The organism is Pseudomonas sp. GXZC (assembly GCF_026967615.1).
Taxonomy (GTDB): Bacteria; Pseudomonadota; Gammaproteobacteria; order Pseudomonadales; family Pseudomonadaceae; genus Aquipseudomonas; species Aquipseudomonas azotoformans_A.
Genome location: NZ_CP114115.1, coordinates 1,323,003 through 1,341,882 on the forward strand (window position 1 = coordinate 1,323,003; position 18,880 = coordinate 1,341,882).

Sequence of the window (18,880 nt, forward strand, 5' to 3'; positions counted from 1 at the left end):
CTCCCTCAGAATTGGAAGTAAAGGAACGGCGAGAAACTCTGCGCCGACAGTTTGAGAATCGACGCCATGAACAGCAGTAGCACCGCAGCGCGCATGGCGTAGCGTGGCCAGTCAGCGGTCCAGTAGGCCGGTTGCACGGCGGCATCCTGGCCCACGGTGAAGCCGGGTTCGTGGATGCTGCCTGGGTTGTCGCCCGGTACGGCCTTGATCAGGCTCGGATCGGCTGGCTTGGTTTTCTCGGTCTTCTCGGCTGGGCGGTTGGTGTAGAAGTCGCGCAGGCCAAAGAACGCTAGGGTTACGTAAGCCACCACGAGGGTTGCCACTTGCAGGCCGGTGAGGTTGGCGCGGTTGAGTTCCGACAGCGACCACTCGCCAAAGCTGAACATCGCACCGTACATACGGCCGGCGACGTGCAGGTTCTCGGCGCGGAAGATCACCCAGCCCATCACCACCAGCAGGAAGGTGAAGGCCCAACGCACCGGGTTGAAGCTGCGCGGCGAAGTGTTGAGGCCGATGGCTTTTTCAATCGCCAGCCACATGCCGTGCCACGCACCCCAGACGATGTAGGTGATGTTCGCGCCGTGCCACAGGCCACCGAGCAGCATGGTCAGGAACAGGTTGCGGTAAGTGGTCAGCGTGCCTTTACGGTTGCCGCCCAGGGTGATGTACAGGTAGTCACGCAGCCAGGTGGACAGGCTGATGTGCCAGCGCCGCCAGAACTCGGTGATCGACTGGCTGATGTACGGCTGCTTGAAGTTTTCCATGAAGCGGAAACCCATCATCAAGCCCAGGCCGATGGCCATGTCGCTGTAGCCGGAGAAGTCGAAGTACAGCTGCGCGGTGTAGGCCAGCGCGCCAAGCCAGGCATCGCCCGTGGTCGGGTTTTGCAGGGCAAAGCAATGGTCGGCCACCACTGCCAGGGTGTCGGCAATGAACACCTTCTTGATGAAACCCTGCATGAACCGCGTGCAGCCCTCGGAGAACTTGTCGAGGGTGTGGGTGCGGTTGTTGAACTGGTCCGCCAGGTCGCGAAAGCGCAGCACCGGGCCGGCAATCAGGTGCGGGAAGATCGCCACGAACGCCGCAAAGTCGATCAGGTTGCGGGTCGCCGGGGTATCACCGCGATACACGTCGATGATGTAGCTGATGGACTCGAAGATGTAGAACGAGATCCCGATCGGCAGCAGCACGTGGGTCAGGATGAACGGCTCCAGGCCGGCCGACTTCATCATGACGTTGATGCTGTCGACGCCGAAGTTGGCGTACTTGAAGTAGCCGAGGATGCACAGGTCAACCGCCACGCCCAGCAGCAGCCAGCGTTGGGCCGGCTTGGTGCGCACGCCAGCTGCACCGACCTTGAGGCCGATCCAGTAATTCCATAGCGTCACGGCGGCGAACAGCGCCAGGAAGTCCACTCGCCACCAGGCGTAGAACACGTAGCTGGCAATCAGCAGCAGCAGATTGCGATAGCGTTGCCCGCTCAAGTAGTACAAGCCGAGAAAGATCGGCAAGAACAGAAACAGGAACACATTGGACGAGAAAACCATCCCGATCTCTCCATGTTTAACCAACAGTCAAGGGCCAGAGCCCCCCCAAACCCCCCATGGTTTCCATGGACGGCGATGCAGCTTTTTGTGGTGAGCGGGCTTGCCCCGCGCTGGGCTGCGTAGCAGCCCCAAAACCCCACGTCGCGGTATACCTGGCACACGGCGACGAATCGATTAGGGCCGCTTCGCAGCCCAGCGCGGGGCAAGCCCGCTCACTACAGGTAATCCATTCAGCCTTAGGAACCTTTGTTGCCTTTTTCATGCGTCGGGTCGTAGACCTTGGTCAGGTCACCCCCGAGGCGAAAGGTCTTGAACGGCTGCATCCCGTGCTTGCGCTCGAGCACATCCGGCGCGCAGGTGTAGAGGGTGCAGAAGGGTTCGAGCCAGGCGAATTTCATGTCCTGTTTCAAGTCCTTCATGTCCTGCTCTTTGCCGTTCTTCTGCTCGAAGATCTCCGGGTCCTTGACCCCGGCCAGCACCTTGTCGCCCAGGCGCTTGAGCGCGCCGTTGTTTTCCTGGCGCAGGTCCACACCGTTGACCAGGGCAAAACTGGCGATCATCGACAGCGGCGGCAGCGCGTAGTTGTGGTACGACAACGCGCGTTGCTGGCGCTTCAATTCGTTGGGCAGGAAGCCTTGGTCGTCGACCTGGTTCACGCCGACCTTGTATTCCTTCACGGCCCAATCAAACAGGTCGCGACGGTTGACGGCGACGGACGTGGCCATCACCGACCAGGCAGCCCAGTAAGAGTGGTTGTTGGTTTTTTCCAGCGGCAGGTTGTCCCAGTCGCTCACCACCTGATCGGCCAGTTTGTTGAACCAGGCTTCGATCAGCTGCGATTCCTGCTGGTGGTTGGCCAGCGGGTGCGAGTCGGAGAACTTCAGGCGCACATAGGCCGAGGCCATGCTGCCCAGCGCCCATTTGCGCATGGACTTGCCGGTGTGGTTGAAGTCCTTGGACATCAGTGCGTCTGCCTTGGCCCAGCTGGTCAGCCAGTTGAGCGTGCATTCCAACTGCTCCGGACGACCGTCGCGCATGAACTGCATCACGCGCTTGCTGGTGTCTTTTTCCAGCTTGGTGATGTCGGCGGTGCTGTCGCGAAAGGCTTTTTCGGACTGGGTATTCAGGGTGGCGCGGGCTTTGTCCGAACCTTCGTACTTGCTGCGAAATTGCAGCGAGCCGGTGTACGGCGCCGGCATGGCGTCGCAGTCATTCTTGAAGTCGCCGGTCTTGAACGCTTCCACTGGGGCGAAATAGCCCTGGGGTGGACGCAGTGGGGCGGCGGCGTTGACTGAGCCTGCGAACATCGCCAGGCCCAGCAGCGTTGGAATCAATAACTTCTGCATAGGTAACCTCATTGCACGCTTATTTCAAGGCGTCGAAGCAGTCTGTTGACCGCTCGCTGGGAATACGTTGCGTGTGCAAATTTTCGCTTCAACCTTCTGCGCAGCCTGGCCCGCTTCCGGGCCTTGGACTTCCACGGCCAGCAAGTTCTGCGAGGCCCAGTCTTCATCGGTACGCAGTTCGAAGGCGAAACGCCCGTCTGTATCGGATGTTTCGGGTTTCTCGATCTTGATGTCCTCGTGGCGCCCGTTCATGTACCAGAGGGTGGCTTGCAGGGTTTTCACCGACGGGTCGGCGAAGCGGATATCAACCTGGTGATTGGCATTACGCAGGTCTTTGTTCGAACTGTTCACCATCAATTCGTTCTTGCCCGGCTTCAACGAAGTGCTGGCGGTCATCTGTGCCGGCTTGCCTTCGCAGCCGTTGTCCAGCAGCGACATCATCTGGCGGTAGATGGTCTCCTGGTCCAGGCGGTACAGCGGCGAAAATTCCCAGATGAGGATTTTTGGCGGGGTCTTCTGGAATTCGTCGCTGCCCAGGTACTGGATCATCGAGCCTTCGAGGCCACCGCCAGGAAAGGCGACGTTGAGGATGTCGGCGCCGATTTCCTGTTCCAGGAAGCCGGCGAAGTTGTAGTTCTTGCCGCTGTGGCTGGTGCCCACCAGGGTGATCTGCGGGTTGCCCGAATCGCCGAACAGGTCGCCGTCGCCCGCTTCGCCCTTGGGCTCGGTGGTGAACTGGTCCATGTACTGGATCGCGTAGCTGGTGCCGCAGAGTTGCCCGGCCATGTTGTGCAGGGTGCCGGTCTTGCCCATGCGTCCGGAGCGTTTGGTCTCGAATTCGCGCTTCGGAATATCCGCGAATTCAGGCATGGCGCGCACTTTCTCACCGACGATTTTCGCGGTGCGCTGGGCACCGTACGGGGTCCAGTGTTGGTCGCCACGGAAGTAGAAATCGTGGGCCGGCAACTCGTCCGGCAACTGCTCGTTGGTCAACGGCGACAGGTCCGGCACCACGTAGCCCATCTTGGCGAAACGCCCGAGCATGGTTTTGTAGTTACCCAGCGCCTTGTCGAAATCGAACTTGGCTTTCTCTTCTGGGTTGAGCTTGTTGCGGTTCACCAGGCCACGGGTCGGCTGGTAGACCACCACCAGTTCCACGCCCTTGGCCTTGAACGCATCGTGCAGCTGTTGCATGCGTTTGTAGCCGGCAGGCGATGTGTCGAACTCGGTGCGCAGGTCTTCCTGGGTACGGAACAGCCAGTCGCCCTGGGCTTGCACCAGGGTGGTGAAGTTCTGCTGGTAGCGCGTGGTGTAGTTGCGTGCATCGTGGGCGGCCGGGCACAGGCTGCAGCACGGCTCGGCGGTGAAGGTCGGCGCCTTGATTTCGTCGGCGCGCACGCCCTGGCTGGCCGCGAGCAGGCCGAGGGTCAGACCCGAGAGGCTCAGCAATTTGATCATGTGTGGGTGCATAAGGGTCATCCTCAGTCCTGCAATTCGGTCTGGCGTTCGACAGGGTCGATCAGCACGGCTTTCTGCTGGCGCACCAGCAGGTCGAGAATCTCTTCCTGGCGATCGCCCAGCACGCCGTTGAAGCTGATACCGCTGGATTTGGTCGGCGCCAGCATCGACACGCGGTACAGCTCCACGCTCAATGGCGAGTCGATGGACAGCGGTCCGCTGCCGTTACCCGCCAGTTCACCGCCGACCACGATCAGCGAGACCTTGGCGTCGAATGGGTCGAGGGCGATGTCACGGTCGGTGTCGGTCAAGTCCTTGATGTGGCCGTACAGCCCGGTCAGGCCGTTGGCCATCGAGGTGTTCTCGTACAACTTGATGTTCACGCTGTTACGCACGCGGATACCGTGGCGACGGTTGGCAATCACCTTGTTGCCCCACAGCAGGTTGTCACCGCTCTCATAGAGGGTGATGCCGTCGGTGTGGTTACGGTAGAACTCGTTGTCGGCCACGATGTTGTTGACGCTGTTACGGTCGAGTACCAGGCCCGAGAGCTTGTTGTCGTAGCTGCGGTTGTTGAAGATGAAGCTGTCGTTCACTTCCCGGGAAATGATGATGCCGTGCTTCTTCTTGGTGCCGTAGACGGTGTTGTCCGCGATGATCAGGCCGTGGGAACGGTCATGGGGGTCAATGCCATAGACGATGTTGTCTTTGTAGGTATTGCCCTTGATCACGAAGTTCGTGGTCTCGTAGCAGTAGAAGCCGTACCACATGTCCGAGAACTCGGAGTTGATGATCCAGCCGGTCGGCTCGGGACGCTTGAGCACCTTGGCCATGTTCGGCGTGTACTGGGAAATACTCACCCCGTACGACTTACTGTTGGCGTAACCGAAACTGGCCATCTTGGTGTTGGAGATATACGTCTCGGTGCCACCCCAGGCCAGCAGGAACGGGCGGAATTCCTTGGGCGACTTGAACAGCGCCGGGCCGTTGGCCTTTTCGCTCCAGCCGGTGACGTTGGTGTCACGCACAAACAACTGGCCGTCGTTGATCAGGAACGAACCGGCTTCCTGGGACAAACGCAGTTCCTGGGTCTTCTTGTCGATTTCCAGGATGCCCTTGCGGCCAACCACGATTGGCAGCCTGGCCACGATCACACCTGGCGAGGTCTCGCTCAGGTACTGCTTGGGCACTTTACCCAGCAGGTCCTTGAGGTTCATGTAGCCGTCGTCGACAAAAATCGCCTGGGGAATGCCGTGCTGGCGCACCACCCACTCGGCCATCTTGTTATCACCGCCGATGAAATCCTTGAGGGCGTCTTCCTGCATCATGCGGCGCAGGCTGATCTTGCCCGGCTTGCTTCTGACGATTTTCTTTTCCATCGCCGCATCGGTGTAGCCCGACAGATCCGGCAGGGCCGGCTTGGCCATTTCCAGCGGCGCGGTCGGCGGGCTGGAGATGGTGTAAGTCTTGGCCTGTTGCAGCTCTTTGGCGATGGTCGGCGCTTTCGCCTGCGGCGCGACATCGGCCAGGGCAGCACCGCTTGCCAGCAGCATCGCTGCCGCCAACAGGGCCGAGCCTTTGAGGGCTTGAGGGTTCATTGCGCAGGCTCCCATCAGAACTTCCAGATCACGTCGACAAAGGCGCGATGCATGTACGAATCGACCTGGCTGCCATAGGCGTCACCCGGCTTGAACACACCGGCACGGAAACGCACCAGGGCCGACGGCTCGTCGATCGACTGGCTCAGCGCAGCCGGCAACAGGCCGGTCTTGAAGTACTTGGTGACGACCAAGTCCATCTCTTGGCCCAGGTCTTTCTTGCCGTCTTCAAGCGGCAGGGACGTGCTGGACAGGATCGCGCCGGTCACGTCGTCAGTGTTGTTCTGCACCGCATCGATGCCGTTGCTGCCGACCGGCTTGTTGCCGTCGACACGCCAGAACTTGTGATACACCAGGCTGGCGTCATAGTCCTCGCGCAGCTGCCAGGAACCGAACAGGCTCATGGACTGCATGTTGTTCATCTCGCCACGGAAGGCTTCGCCGAAGCGGTGCACGCGGGACTGGGTACCGGTCCAGTTCGAACGGTTGCTCTGCAGGCCGTTCTGCTCGTACTCGGCGCTGGCGCGGGAGTAGGCCGCACCGACTTGCCACTGCGGATCAAGGCGCAGACGCACGCCGAGGTCGGTGGCCCAGCCGCTCACGTCATCGCTGCGCTTGGCATTGGTTGGGCGAGTGCCATCGGCGTTCAGCGCGTTGACGGTGTCACGGTCGCCACGCATGCCGGTGACGCTAGCCCAGTAGTTGACGGTATTGGTGTTGCGCCAGTTGTAGGCGTCGCTGTTGGCTTCGATGCCGAGCCAGCTCAGGTCGCCGTTCTCACGCTTGTCCAACGAATCGGTCGGCACGCCGGGTTCGGGGTAGTCGAGCTTGCCGTTGTCGTGGGTGTGGTGGCCGCGCAGGCCGATCCACTGGCCGGGCGTCCACTGGTAGGCGGCGTCGGCGTACAGGTGCTGGCGGTCCTTGTCCTTGGGCGACAGTTCCTTGAGGTCGGTGCGGTATTCGCTGAAGCGTTCGGCAACGCCGACATTGGCCTTGAGCAGGGTGGTGTCGAAGGTCCAGTTCAGCGCTTCGATGTTGGTGTCGCGCCATTGGCCGTCGTCGTTGCGCAGGCGTTGGCGACCCAGCTTGAGGATCTCGCCAGGGTAGGGCGTGAAGCCGCTGTAGCCGACCCAGAACTCACGCATGGCCAAGTAGTTTTTCTTGGCCTTGCGGTCGTTGTTGGTGGTCTGCTGGTTTTCGTCATCGGCCGACTGTTGCAGCGGGTCGGTCTCGATGATGTCGCTGGAGACCACGGCCTGGCCCATGGCGTAGGCGCTCCACGCGCCGCTTTCGCCGTAGATCCACGGGCGCAGGTCGAGGCCGACGCCGTTGACGTCGCCGCCTTTCTGCGTGCCCAGGTCGCGGTCGTCTTCGGACTGCGCGGTGGCTTTGACTTCCAGGCCGAAGTTCTTGGCTTCGGTCAGCGCGGCCAGGGTCGGGCACGACCACAGCAGGGCGAAGGTCAGGCCGATACCGGCCTTGACGAATGGGTTGAGCTTCATAGGGATTCCTCGCCGTCGTCTTCTTCATCCAGGGCGTGCAGTTGCAGCGTGCTCTGGGCCAGGGTGCCGCGGGCGGCCAGTTCCTGTTGCACCAGGCGTTGGCCTTGGGCGCGTTGCTCAGGCGTCAGCGGGGTTTCCAGCTGCGTGGCCAAGTCGTTGGCTTCTGGCGTGTCCTGGGCTTTGGCCAACTGGCTGAAGACATAGGCATTCAATGGGTCGGGCTTGGTGCCCTTGCCTTGGGAAAACAATTGGGCGATGGCGAAATCGGCGCTGTTCTGGCCGTTGCGCGCAGCGGTCAGCAAATGGTCCAGGGCTTTTTGCGGGTAGACCTTGCCCAGGTAGCCACGGCGATAGATCTGGCCGAGGTAGTAATCGGCGGCCACTTCCTTGCCCACGGCTTTTTCAAAGTGCGCTTCGGCGGCCTTGGCGTCAGCCGGCACCCACTTGCCTTCGTAGTAGAGCTTGCCCAGCAACAGTTCGGCGCGCGGTTGGTCGGCGGCGCGGCCGTTGTCCAGGTACTTCATCATCTGGTCGACGTCACCCAGTTCCGGGAAGTCGTAGAGCAGTTGCGCCAGGCTGACCCACGAAGCCGGGTAGCCAGGGGCGATTTTTTCCAGCAGGGCCTGGGCGGTTTTTTCGTCCGGTTGGCCGAGGGTGGCGTCGCCGAGTACGCGGGCAACACTGTCGACACGCTGTGCAGTAACGGTGCCACGGCTGTAGCCGGCTTCCATTTGCTTGAGCAACTCGGCTTGTTTCTCGGGCTCGGCTTTTTTCTGATAGACCGTGGCCAGTTCGACGTAGCAGATATCGGTGGTGTTCAGCGCGGCCTTGCAGATGCGCTCTACGTCATCCAGATGCTGGTCGTAGGTGTCTTGGGTGCGATACAGCAGGACCTGGGCCAGTCCAGCTTCCGGATAACCGGCTGCCTGCCATTTGCTGATCTGCTGCTGCGCATTCACGTTCGGGAAGCTGTGTGGGTATTGCAGGTACAGCATCGCCAGCGGGATCAGGGTGTTGCCTTCGCCATTGGCAAAGGCTTTTTTCAGCAGGCCTTCGGCTTCATGGTGTTCGGCTTCGGTGCTGCCAGGCTTGGCCACCAGCAGGCGACCGAGGCGGGCCTGGGCGCGGGGCGAGGTATCTGCCGCTGCGCGGTAGGTGGCTTCGGCCTGTTTGATTTGCGCCGGATCGCGGGTGCCTACCTGGATATCAGCCAGGCCCACCTGGGCCTCGCTGTAGCCCAGGTCTGCCAGTTGCTGGTAATTCTGCTGCGCGGTGACGGTGTCGCCACGTTTCAAAGCTTCGTTAGCCAGGCGTTGGTCGGGCAGGCCGGCGCAACCGGCGAGGGCGATGGCCAGCGCCAGGGGCACCGGTAGGTTTCGAAGGGCGCTCATGATTAAAGACCCGCAGCCATGGCTTTATCGATCAGCCAGTTCAGCGAGGGGCCACGGTCGCTGGTCACTTCTACCGGGCGACCGGCGTAGGTGCTGTCCAGCGGTGCGTCAGGCTTGATCTGCACGCGGATGTCGGAGGACAGGTCGGCGCTGTTCAGGCTGGTGCTGCTGACGATAGTGCCGGTGCGGATCTGTTCTTCGTCGGCCACTTGGAAACTCACCGGCGTGCCTGGGCGAACATCGGCGAACTGGCGATAAGTGAAGCGCGCTTCCACATTGGCCAGGCTGCCGCGTGGCACCAGTTGGAAGATCACGTCGCCTTTGTTGGCGTACTGACCGTCGGCGACCATTTGCTGGGCTACCACGCAATCGCAAGGCGAGGTCAGGGTGCCGGTCATTTGCTTGCCGAACAGCTCTTCGACCTTGGCCGGCTGCAGTTGGTCTTCGTCCAGGTGGCCCTTGAGCACGTCGAGCATGCTGGTGCTGAAGGTGGCGAGCGGCGCGCCTTTGGCGGCGATCCCGTCACCTTTGAGCAGGCTTTGCACCGTACCGTCGCGCGGCATGGTCACGTTCATGCCGGGTACGCTGACCAGGCCGGCCTGGGCGTGGCTGACGAAGTACATGCCGTACACCGATTTGAAGATGAAACCGAAGGCGGCCAGGCCGACGATGAAGATGCCTGCGCTGAACACCACGGCACGTAGACGGCCGGCGGCGGTCATGTTGCTGCCGCCGTCCTTGACCTTGCGCGCCTTGGTGAAGTTGTCGCGTTGCAGGGTTGCCAGCACGTCGCCCATGGTCACGATGTCGCCGGACAAGTGCGAAGTGATCAGGTGGCGCAGGGTAGAAATATCCTGGGGTTCGAGGTTCTGGAACTGGCAACCGGTGCGGCCGCTCTGGCGGTCGTAGGAGCGGATCTGCAGCTCCACGTCCATGGCCAGGCCCAGGTTATCGATCACGAATTGCAGGCGGCCCTTGTGTACTTCGCCGACGGTCAACGGCTGGGTCGAGGTGAAGGCCAGGCCGCCGGCGGACAGGTCGATCACCCGGGCTTCGGTCGGCGTGCGGTCAGTGTTGAAGAAGCGCAGCTTGGCCGGGATTTTCACGCGGGCATGTTGGCGCTGGGCTTCGGATTCGTGGACAACGTTGACGTTTGCTTGGCTATTCATGGTGTGTAGTTCCTAGTTAATTCAGGCTTGGCAGGGTCAGACCATCATCAGCAACACGGCAACGAAGATGCTGCCGGCGGAGAAGGTCATGGTCCGAGACGACCAGGTGTTGAACCAACGTTGAAAGCTGGCCAAATCGCGGGTCAGTTTGGTGTCCTGGCGGGTCCAGGACTGTTGATCAAGGCGGAAGAACACGTAGATCTTCACCAGTGCGCCCATGATCTGGTTGTAATAGAGAATCGCCGGGTAAGCCGGACCGATGGTGTGGCCAGAGCACGACAGCAACAGGGTGAGAATCAAGCGGGTAATGCCGATCCACAGCAGGTACGCGAGGATGAACGCGCCGCCATACTTGAAGGTGGCGATGATTGCCACGGTCAGGCCGAGCAGAGAGGTCCACATCGACACGCGTTGGTCGAACAACACCACGCTGGTGAACAGACCCAGGCGGCGTACACCCAGGCCCAAGGCGCGGGAGTTCTGGCGCAGGTTGTTGCCGTACCAGCGGAACATCAGCTTGCGGCTGGCCTTGATGAAGCTCTTTTCCGGCGGGTGTTCCACGGTATGGATCGCCGCGTCCGGCACGTAGAACGTGTCGTAGCCCAGGCGCATCAGGCTGAACCAGCTGGACTTGTCATCACCGGTGAGGAACTTGAAGCGGCCCAGGCGCCAGTGTTGCAGCGAGTCGCTTTCCACGTCGGCGATAAAGCCGGGGTCGGTGACCACGCTGGCACGGAACACCGACATACGACCGGTCATGGTCAGTACGCGCTTGGACAGGGCCATGGAGCACATGTTGATGTGGCGTTGGGCGAAGCGCAGTTTGTGCCACTCGCTCATGATGTAGCCGCCGCGTACTTCACAGAATTCGTTGGTGGTGAGGCCGCCGACATTGCCGAACAATTGGAACCACGGCACGGTCTTGCGTACCACGCCTTCGGCGAGCACGGTGTCGCCGTCGATCACCGCAACGACTGCGCGGTCATCCGGCAGGTGGCGGGAGATGGCGCGGAAACCAAAGGCCAGGCCGTCGCGCTTGCCGGTACCGGCGATACGCACGAAGTCGAGCTTCACGTGTTCCGGCGGGTTCATGCGTTCCCACAGGCTTTTCACCAGCAGCTCATCGGACATTTCCACCAGCGAGCAGACCACGGTGGTCGGGAAGCCGCATTCGATGGCTTCACGGATCACCGAGCTGTAGACCTGCGCGGTGGTCAGCGCATCGATCCGGAAACTGGTGACCATCAGGAACACGTGGGACGGGTCGGCAGCCTTGCCCAGCTTGCGCACTTTGCGGCGCAGGTGCGGGTAGACCACGTACAGGAACAGCATGCCGCGAAAGAAATGCGTAGCACCCATCGAGTAGCGCCAGATGCCGACGGCGCCAATCAGGAAAATAAAATTCTTCGACTCGGAGTCGAACGTACTCGCCGGTAGCAGCAGGGCGAGTCCCATCAGCAGGCTGAGGAAGAACAGCCAGCCGGCGGATTGGAGCAATATGTGTTTTAACTTGGACATAAGCGTCATCCGAAGGTGAAGAAGGCTCCAGGCTGCCAGCGCTGGGGATTAGTACGCTGGCAGCTTGGAACTGGCCGTTGCTGTTACCAGCAAATGCCTTCGGTACGACCGCTCGTGCTGGTGGCCTTGGACATGAAGCCCACCAGGTCGATCACTTGCTTGCCGTGCGGTGCGTTCTGCGCCAGGGCACGGAATTTCTCATCGCGGTTGCCCAGGATGATCACGTCGGAGTTGTTGATCACGTCGTCGAAGTCCGAGTTGAGCAGGGACGACACGTGCGGGATCTTGCCTTCGATGTAGTCTTTGTTCGCGCCGTGAACACGGGCGTACTCGACGTTGCTGTCGTAGATGCTCAGGTCGTAGCCCTTGCCGATCAGCATTTCGGCCAGCTCGACCAATGGGCTTTCGCGCAGGTCATCGGTACCGGCCTTGAAGCTCAGGCCCAGCAGGGCGACTTTGCGCTTGTCGTGGCTGGAGACGATGTCGAAGGCGTTCTGCACCTGGGACTCGTTGCTGCGCATCAGCGAGTTGAGCAGCGGCGCTTCCACGTCCAGCGAACTGGCGCGGTAGGTGAGGGCGCGCACGTCTTTTGGCAGGCACGAACCACCGAAGGCGAAGCCAGGGCGCATGTAGTACTGGGACAGGTTGAGGGTCTTGTCCTGGCAAACCACTTCCATCACTTCGCGACCGTCGACGCCGACGGCCTTGGCGATGTTGCCGATCTCGTTGGCGAAGGTCACCTTGGTGGCGTGCCATACGTTGCAGGTGTACTTGATCATTTCGGCAACGGCGATGTCCTTGCGGATGATCGGTGCGTCGAGCTCTTCGTACAGCGACTGCAGGACATCGCCGGAGGCTTTGTCGAATTCACCGATGACGGTCATCGGTGGCAGGTCGTAGTCGGCGATGGCGGTGGATTCACGCAGGAATTCCGGGTTGACCGCGACACCGAAGTCGACGCCGGCTTTTTTGCCCGAGCAGTCTTCGAGGATCGGGATCACCACGTTGGCCACGGTGCCTGGCAGCACGGTGCTGCGCACGACCACGGTGTGGCGGGTGGTTTTGTCACGCAGGACCAAGCCGATTTCGCGGCATACCGCTTCGATGTAATCCAGTTCCAGGTCGCCGTTTTTCTTGCTTGGCGTACCGACGCAGATCATCGACAGGTCGGTGTCGCGGATGGCTTCGGCGAAGTTGGTAGTACCGCGCAGCCGGCCGTTCTGAATACCCTGGCTCAACAGCTCGCCCAGACCAGGTTCAACGATTGGCGATTTGCCCGCATTGATCAGGTCAATCTTGTCCTTGGAGATGTCTACGCCCACCACTTCGTGGCCACGGGCAGACAGGCAACCGGCACACACTGCGCCAACGTAACCCAAACCAAATATGCTGATGCGCATCGCATTTACCTCTTTGTCATTGAAGACGGTGTTAATCATGCCAATTAGATGGCGAGTTCATGTTTGCAAGCGTCACTGATGCCACGAAAGTTGGGCGAATAGACGCCGACTTACCGCGTACAGGCATGTTAATTAGTGAGTGACTAACTATTGCACTCAAGTTGTGCGCAACTTGGCCTTGTTATTGGGGCTTGCCCTGAAATGCAGCCGGCCTTCCTGGGGGAAGGTGCCGACGCCAGTGCCGCAGGGTGCAGATAGAGGCTTAAAGCCTTTATTTATCAGCACCTTGGGTGTCATCACTGACACATCTAGGTAAGCGCTGCCTTGGCCTATAGGGGATAGCAATTCATCCTTATCGCCGCCCTCAACTCATATCAGTTGATGATATGACCCATGAGTCAAAGTTGATGGGGCAACTTCGCTACTTCCTTGGGTCGTTATGTAAGTCATCTCTTACAGAAACAGAGAATTTCGTTACCGGTGGTATGAGCCGTGCGTTTTGACGAAGTTCCGGGCCGCTCATCCTGTTTCCGGAAATTTCTTGAAATATTAGGAAAGATGGCACTGGTATTATATTGATAGCACTTGCTATTTGGGCCAGTAGTTGTGGGGAGTTGGGAGAGGGGGATAGTTTTGTGCCACTAGTGTTTAAAAAAAGTGGTGCCACTACGAAAAAAAACGACGGATGTCGAGTGAAAGAATTGTTAGAGATGCGTCAAGATATTTTTTGACGCCAAAATAATGACGAACATGGTGCTGAGATGCACTCAAAAATGTGGGAGCTGGCAAGCCAGCTCCCACTTTGAACATCTGTGTTCTGGAGAGCTTTATTCCGGTGCGTGATCGCGCAGGAACACCAGGTTATCCGGCTTCGACTGCTCCGCATTGAAGCGATAGCCCTGCACGTCGAATTCCTTCAGCTTGGCCGGGTCGTTGATACGTTCTTCGATCACAAAGCGGCTCATCATGCCCCGGGCTTTCTTGGCGTAGAAGCTGATGATCTTGTACTGACCGTTCTTCAGGTCCTTGAACTCGGTGTTGATGATCCGCGCGTTCAGCGCCGTGCGCTTGACCGCCGAGAAGTACTCGTTGGAGGCCAGGTTCAGCAGGACATCATCGCCTTGTTCAGCCAGCGCTTCGTTAAGCCATTCGCTGATGCGGGTACCCCAGAAGGCGTACAGGTCCTTGCCACGGGCGTTGGGCAGTTTGGTGCCCATTTCCAGGCGATACGGCATCATCAGGTCCAGCGGGCGCAGCAGGCCGTAGAGGCCCGAGAGCATGCGCAGGTGGTCCTGGGCATAGGTGAAGTCGGCGTCGCTGAACGTCTCGGCATTCAGGCCGGTGTACACGTCGCCTTTGAAGGCCAGCAGCGCCTGCTTGGCGTTTTCCTGCGTGAACGCAGGTGTCCAGCTGCCGAAACGCGCGGCGTTGAGGCCGCCGATCTTGTCGGATACGTGCATCAATTCGCTGATTTGCGCCGGGCTGAACTCACGCAGTTGCTCGATCAGCTCCTGGGAATGGTCCAGGTACTGCGGCTGGGTAAAGCGCTGGGTCGCAGGCGCAGTCTCGAAATCGAGGGTCTTGGCGGGTGAAATCACCATCAGCATGAAGTCGTCTCCTGTAATCGTGGGAGGGATTCTAGGGGCTGGGGCGTTTTGACTCCACCTATGATGGCGATAGGCGTGATCCGCTATGATGACCGGTGACTCTGGAGAGGGAGACCCCGTGTGCGAATAGCGCTTTTCTTATCGGCATGTCTGCTATGCCTGAACGCCCAGGCAGCGCCCGTGGATGTGGCGAGCCTGGACCGTGGCATCTGGCCTGAAAAACTCGGCAGCCCGGCGCTGTTCGACGTGGCCTCACGCGCCGAAATCCTCATGTTCGCCCACAGCCTGCTGGCCAGTGAGAATCAGGACGACGCCGCGCTCAAACAGCGGCTGGGCCTGAAGAATATCAACCTGTCCGCCATCGACGACCTGCGTCGCCAGCTCTGGCAGCGCCTGCTGGAGAATTACACGTTTGCCCAGCAGAGCTGCGAAGTCGACGCCTCGTTCTGTTATCTGGTAGAGAACATGGACGACCTGCGTGAGCAGGCCGGCAAGTTCGAGGTGAGTGAAGACTCCTTCTATATAGGCTGGGCCAACCCCAGCCATGTGTTCCATGAGCGCTACCTGGACGAGCTGCTGCGCAAGGCCGCGCTGTTCCCGCAGATCAGCAGCGAAATCGCACGGTTCGGCGACCATGAGCGCAATGGCGATGAATTCAACGATCGCCTGTTCCTGCTTACCTTTGACGGCGGCCCCGCGCCGGTCAGCGGCAATACCGACTGGCTCACCGACTACCTGCGCAAGCAAAAGATGAACGCCACGTTCTTCGCCCTCGGCAGCAGCCTGCAAACCCGTGTCGAGCGCAGTTCGGTGGCCGATGTGCAGGCGTTGTACCAGGGCCAGTGCGTTGGCACCCAAGGCTGGCAGTACCGTTCACACAGCCATTGGGTGGATTGGCAGAGTTCCATCACCCGCAGTGCGTCACTGGCGCAAAACCTCATGCCGGAAAACTACGTGCCGCTGTTCCGCCCGCCCTATGGTCAACGTCGTGCGGACAGCCAGGGCTTCTTTCAAGCCCAGGGCTTGCAGGTGGCACTGTGGGACATCGATTCCCAGGACGAACCGGGCAAGCTCAAGGCCGATGAATCGGCGCAACGGGTGCTGACCTTGATGCTGCTGTGGCGCAAAGGCGTGATTGTGTTTCACGACACCCAGGACAAGGCGCGGGTGGCTTTACCCATGCTGTTGCAGGCGACGGCGCAGAGTGGTCTGGGTTGGCAGGACTGCCGGGAGGCGTTTCGATGAAGTGCCCGGCCCTGTTGGGGATGAGGCGTTTTCGGGGTGATTTTTTGCGACATTTCGAAGCAGGCGGACTTCCGACTTTAGCGGGGTACGGGGTACTCGGCTAGTGCTATTCGTCATCCTGAAAAATAAACTTCAAAAAAGCGTCAAAGTGCTTTTTTCTGTCACATGTTTTGCGGTATTACGAAGTCAGATCGCCGAAACCTGCAGCACAGGTGGCGTCTTCCAAGACTCCTCAGGTGGGCACTGCGCTTGACGTCACTCAGGTGCAGTCGGTGGTCGAATCGAGGCGCAGCACCGCCCAGGTATTGCGTCGACTGGCTCCCACAAAAGGTGACCGAGTATGGATGATCATGGACGTAACCCTTCTTCCGACCAGCCAATCCTTTATGTGCTTGATACCAACGTATTGATCCACGATCCAAACGCACTGCTCAACTTCGAAGAACACCACGTCGCCATCCCGATGATCGTGCTTGAGGAACTCGACAAACTCAAAAGCGGGCACCACAGCGTTGCCGCCGAATGTCGCCAGGCCATCCGCCTGATCGACAAGACATTGGGCGAAGCGTCGCCGGAGGACGTCGAAGTCGGCGTACCGATCCAGCGCGGCAAAGGCGGGCCCAAGGGCTTGCTGTCGATTCTGATGAGCAAGCGCAGCGAGCCCAACAGCCTGCTGCCGGAAAATCTGAACGACAACAAAATCATCAACCAATTGATCGACCTGCACGCCCGCGACAAGGACCTGCGCGTAGTGCTGGTGACCAAAGACATCAATATGCGCCTCAAGGCCCGAGCGTGTGGGATCGCGGCCGAGGACTACAGTACCGACCAACTGGTCGACGACGTGTCGATGCTGTCCCGTGGCTATCACATGATCACTGGCTCGTTCTGGGATCGCGTCAGCAAGGTCGAAACCCGCCAGGACCATGGCCGTACCTGGCACCAGGTGCAGCTGATCGAAAATCTGCCCGCGGTGCATATCAATGAATTCATCGTCGACGAACAGGGCTTCGTGGGCTGGATCAAAGAGATCCAGGTCGACAAGCTGCTGATCCTCGACCTGCATCAGGAACCCCTGTTGCACCAGGAAGCCTGGGGCCTGAAACCGCGTGACATCTACCAGAGCCTGGCGCTGTACGCGCTGCTCGACCCGGACATCCACCTGGTCAACCTGACCGGTGCCGCCGGTTCCGGCAAGACCATCCTCGCCCTGGCTGCCGCGATCGAGCAGACCATGGTGACCAAGCGCTATCGCCGCATCATCGCCACCCGCAGCGTGCAGGGCCTGGACCAGGAAATCGGCTTCCTGCCCGGCACCGAAGCGGAAAAAATGGAACCGTGGCTGGGGGCGATCACCGACAACCTCGAAGCCTTGCACATGGATGACGAAAACACCCATGGCAGCGTCGACTACATCCTCAGCAAAGTGCCGTTGCAGTTCAAATCCCTCAACTACATCCGAGGTCGCAGCTTCCAGCAGAGCCTGATTTTGATCGATGAATGCCAGAACCTTACCCCGCACCAGATGAAAACCATCATCACCCGTGCCGGCGCTGGTTCCAAAGTGGTGTGCCTGGGCAACCTGGCACAGATCGACACCCCTTACCTGTCCGCGACCAGCTCCGGGCTGACTTACCTGACGGAACGCTTCAAAGACTTCCCGAACGGCGTGCACATTGCGCTGCAAGGGGTTCCACGTTCGATCCTGGCGGAATACGCCGAATCCCATCTGTAACCACAGCCACAGTGGGAGCTGGCAAGCCAGCTCCCACATTTATTGTGTGTAAGGTTTACAATCGGTGCTCCTGATCAGGAGTATCCCTGTGCTGACTCACCTCGATTCCCAAGGTCGCGCCCATATGGTCGACGTCACCGACAAGTCCGTGACGTTCCGCGAGGCGGTGGCCGAAGCGCGCGTGCGCATGTTGCCCGAGACCCTGCAAATGATTGTCGATGGCGCCCATCCCAAGGGCGACGTATTTGCCGTGGCCCGTATTGCCGGGATCCAGGCGGCGAAAAAAACCAGTGACTTAATCCCCCTGTGCCACCCGTTGATGTTGACGGGCGTCAAGGTCGAACTGAGCGCCGATGGCGCTGACGCGGTGCACATCCTGGCGCGCTGCAAACTCTCCGGCCAGACCGGCGTGGAAATGGAAGCCCTCACCGCCGCCAGCGTCGCGGCATTGACGATCTACGACATGTGCAAGGCCGTGGACCGCGGCATGACCATCGAAAGCATTCGCCTGCTGGAAAAGCTGGGCGGCAAGAGCGGGCACTTCAAGGCGGACCAGGCATGAGCATCAACGTATTGTTTTTTGCGCGTTACGCCGAGGCGGTGGGGTTTGATTCGCTGGAGATGGAAGGTGATTTCGCCACTGTCGACGCTGTACGCCTGGCGTTGGCCAGTGACCCGGAGTTTGCCGTACTCAACGAGACCAGCCTGATGTGCGCGCGCAACGAAGAGCTGTGCGGCCTCGATGAGCCGGTGCAGGCAGGTGACGAAGTGGCATTCTTCCCACCCGTGACCGGAGGCTGATCATGGCCATTCGTGTGCAGGCCAAGGCGTTTGATCCGGGTTTTGAGGTGAATGCCATGCACGCGGCCAATGTGGGCGTGGGCGCGGTGGTGAGTTTTGTCGGCTACGTGCGCGACTTCAACGATGGCCGCGACGTGTCGGGGATGTTCCTGGAACACTACCCCGGCATGACCGAAAAAGCCCTGGCCAAGATCGCTGTGGAAGCCGAGCAGCGCTGGCCGTTGCTCAAGCTGGAAGTGCTGCACCGCATTGGCGCTTTGGAGCCGGGTGAGCCGATTGTGTTTGTGGCGGCGGCCAGCGCTCATCGGCAGGCGGCGTTTGATGCGTGCGCGTTTGTGATGGACTACCTGAAGACACGGGCGCCGTTCTGGAAGAAGGAAAATACCAGTGAGGGGCCGCGTTGGGTGGAGGGGCGCAGTAGCGATCACGCCGCAGCGGACCGCTGGAAGTCCTAGGTCAAACACAAAAGCAAATGTGGGAGGTGGCTTGCCTGCGATGCAAACACCTCGGTTTTTAAGTTACACCGAGGTGATGCTATCGCAGGCAAGCCACCTCCCACATTT

Annotated in this window: 15 protein-coding genes; 5 read left to right on the forward strand and 10 right to left on the reverse strand. The window is 60.0% G+C overall.

The features are described from left to right. Positions 1-5 precede the first annotated feature (5 nt). From OZ428_RS06210 to yaaA, 10 genes are all read right to left on the reverse strand, one after another. Entirely contained in the window at positions 6-1,547 is a 1,542-nt protein-coding gene (locus OZ428_RS06210; protein ID WP_133074607.1) for an MBOAT family O-acyltransferase, read from the reverse strand. Between the two features lie 236 nt (positions 1,548-1,783). Next, positions 1,784-2,893: a mannuronate-specific alginate lyase gene (locus OZ428_RS06215; protein WP_095014772.1), complete on the reverse strand. Its 1,110-nt coding sequence runs from the start codon at positions 2,891-2,893 to the stop codon at positions 1,784-1,786. Between the two features lie 24 nt (positions 2,894-2,917). Further along, positions 2,918-4,363, reverse strand: coding sequence for an alginate O-acetyltransferase (locus OZ428_RS06220; RefSeq protein ID WP_133074874.1), 1,446 nt, complete (start codon positions 4,361-4,363; stop codon positions 2,918-2,920). Between the two features lie 11 nt (positions 4,364-4,374). Beyond that, on the reverse strand, positions 4,375-5,964 hold the full coding sequence (gene algG / locus OZ428_RS06225) for a mannuronan 5-epimerase AlgG (protein WP_269132894.1): 1,590 nt from the start codon (positions 5,962-5,964) through the stop codon (positions 4,375-4,377). Then, a complete protein-coding gene (locus tag OZ428_RS06230) occupies positions 5,964-7,451 on the reverse strand; it encodes an alginate export family protein (RefSeq protein ID WP_133074605.1) in 1,488 nt (495 codons plus the stop codon). The genes algG and OZ428_RS06230 overlap by 1 nt, the downstream gene beginning before the upstream one ends. After that, complete coding sequence (algK, locus tag OZ428_RS06235) at positions 7,448-8,842, reverse strand: alginate biosynthesis TPR repeat lipoprotein AlgK (protein WP_033899571.1); 1,395 nt, start codon at positions 8,840-8,842, stop codon at positions 7,448-7,450. Before algK ends, OZ428_RS06230 begins: the two co-directional genes overlap by 4 nt. Before the next feature lie 2 nt (positions 8,843-8,844). Further along, a complete protein-coding gene (locus OZ428_RS06240; protein ID WP_133074604.1) occupies positions 8,845-10,011 on the reverse strand; it encodes an alginate biosynthesis protein Alg44 in 1,167 nt (388 codons plus the stop codon). A 36-nt stretch (positions 10,012-10,047) separates the two neighbouring features. Next, complete coding sequence (gene alg8, locus OZ428_RS06245; RefSeq protein ID WP_161630253.1) at positions 10,048-11,529, reverse strand: mannuronan synthase; 1,482 nt, start codon at positions 11,527-11,529, stop codon at positions 10,048-10,050. A gap of 83 nt (positions 11,530-11,612) precedes the next feature. Beyond that, a complete protein-coding gene (locus OZ428_RS06250; RefSeq protein WP_269132895.1) occupies positions 11,613-12,929 on the reverse strand; it encodes a nucleotide sugar dehydrogenase in 1,317 nt (438 codons plus the stop codon). A gap of 827 nt (positions 12,930-13,756) precedes the next feature. Then, positions 13,757-14,536 (reverse strand): peroxide stress protein YaaA, encoded by a 780-nt coding sequence (gene yaaA, locus OZ428_RS06255; RefSeq protein ID WP_095014777.1) that lies wholly within the window; start codon positions 14,534-14,536, stop codon positions 13,757-13,759. 120 nt (positions 14,537-14,656) lie between these two features. Between yaaA and OZ428_RS06260 the strand changes: the two genes are divergently transcribed. The 5 genes from OZ428_RS06260 to moaE all read left to right on the forward strand — a co-directional run bounded on the left by OZ428_RS06260 (position 14,657) and on the right by moaE (position 18,772). Continuing rightward, positions 14,657-15,781 carry a polysaccharide deacetylase family protein gene (locus OZ428_RS06260; protein ID WP_269132896.1) on the forward strand — a complete coding sequence of 375 codons (1,125 nt, stop codon included), beginning with the start codon at positions 14,657-14,659 and terminating at the stop codon, positions 15,779-15,781. A gap of 340 nt (positions 15,782-16,121) precedes the next feature. Then, positions 16,122-17,516 (forward strand): PhoH family protein, encoded by a 1,395-nt coding sequence (locus OZ428_RS06265; RefSeq protein WP_016978207.1) that lies wholly within the window; start codon positions 16,122-16,124, stop codon positions 17,514-17,516. Positions 17,517-17,604: 88 nt separating this feature from the next. Then, the gene (gene moaC / locus OZ428_RS06270; protein ID WP_061435383.1) at positions 17,605-18,078 is read left to right on the forward strand and encodes a cyclic pyranopterin monophosphate synthase MoaC; all 474 of its coding nucleotides are present in this window, start codon (positions 17,605-17,607) and stop codon (positions 18,076-18,078) included. Next, positions 18,075-18,317 (forward strand): molybdopterin converting factor subunit 1, encoded by a 243-nt coding sequence (gene moaD / locus OZ428_RS06275; protein ID WP_033899587.1) that lies wholly within the window; start codon positions 18,075-18,077, stop codon positions 18,315-18,317. Before moaC ends, moaD begins: the two co-directional genes overlap by 4 nt. 2 nt (positions 18,318-18,319) lie before the next feature. After that, on the forward strand, positions 18,320-18,772 hold the full coding sequence (gene moaE / locus OZ428_RS06280) for a molybdopterin synthase catalytic subunit MoaE (RefSeq protein ID WP_133074601.1): 453 nt from the start codon (positions 18,320-18,322) through the stop codon (positions 18,770-18,772). The last annotated feature ends 108 nt before the right edge of the window (positions 18,773-18,880 follow it).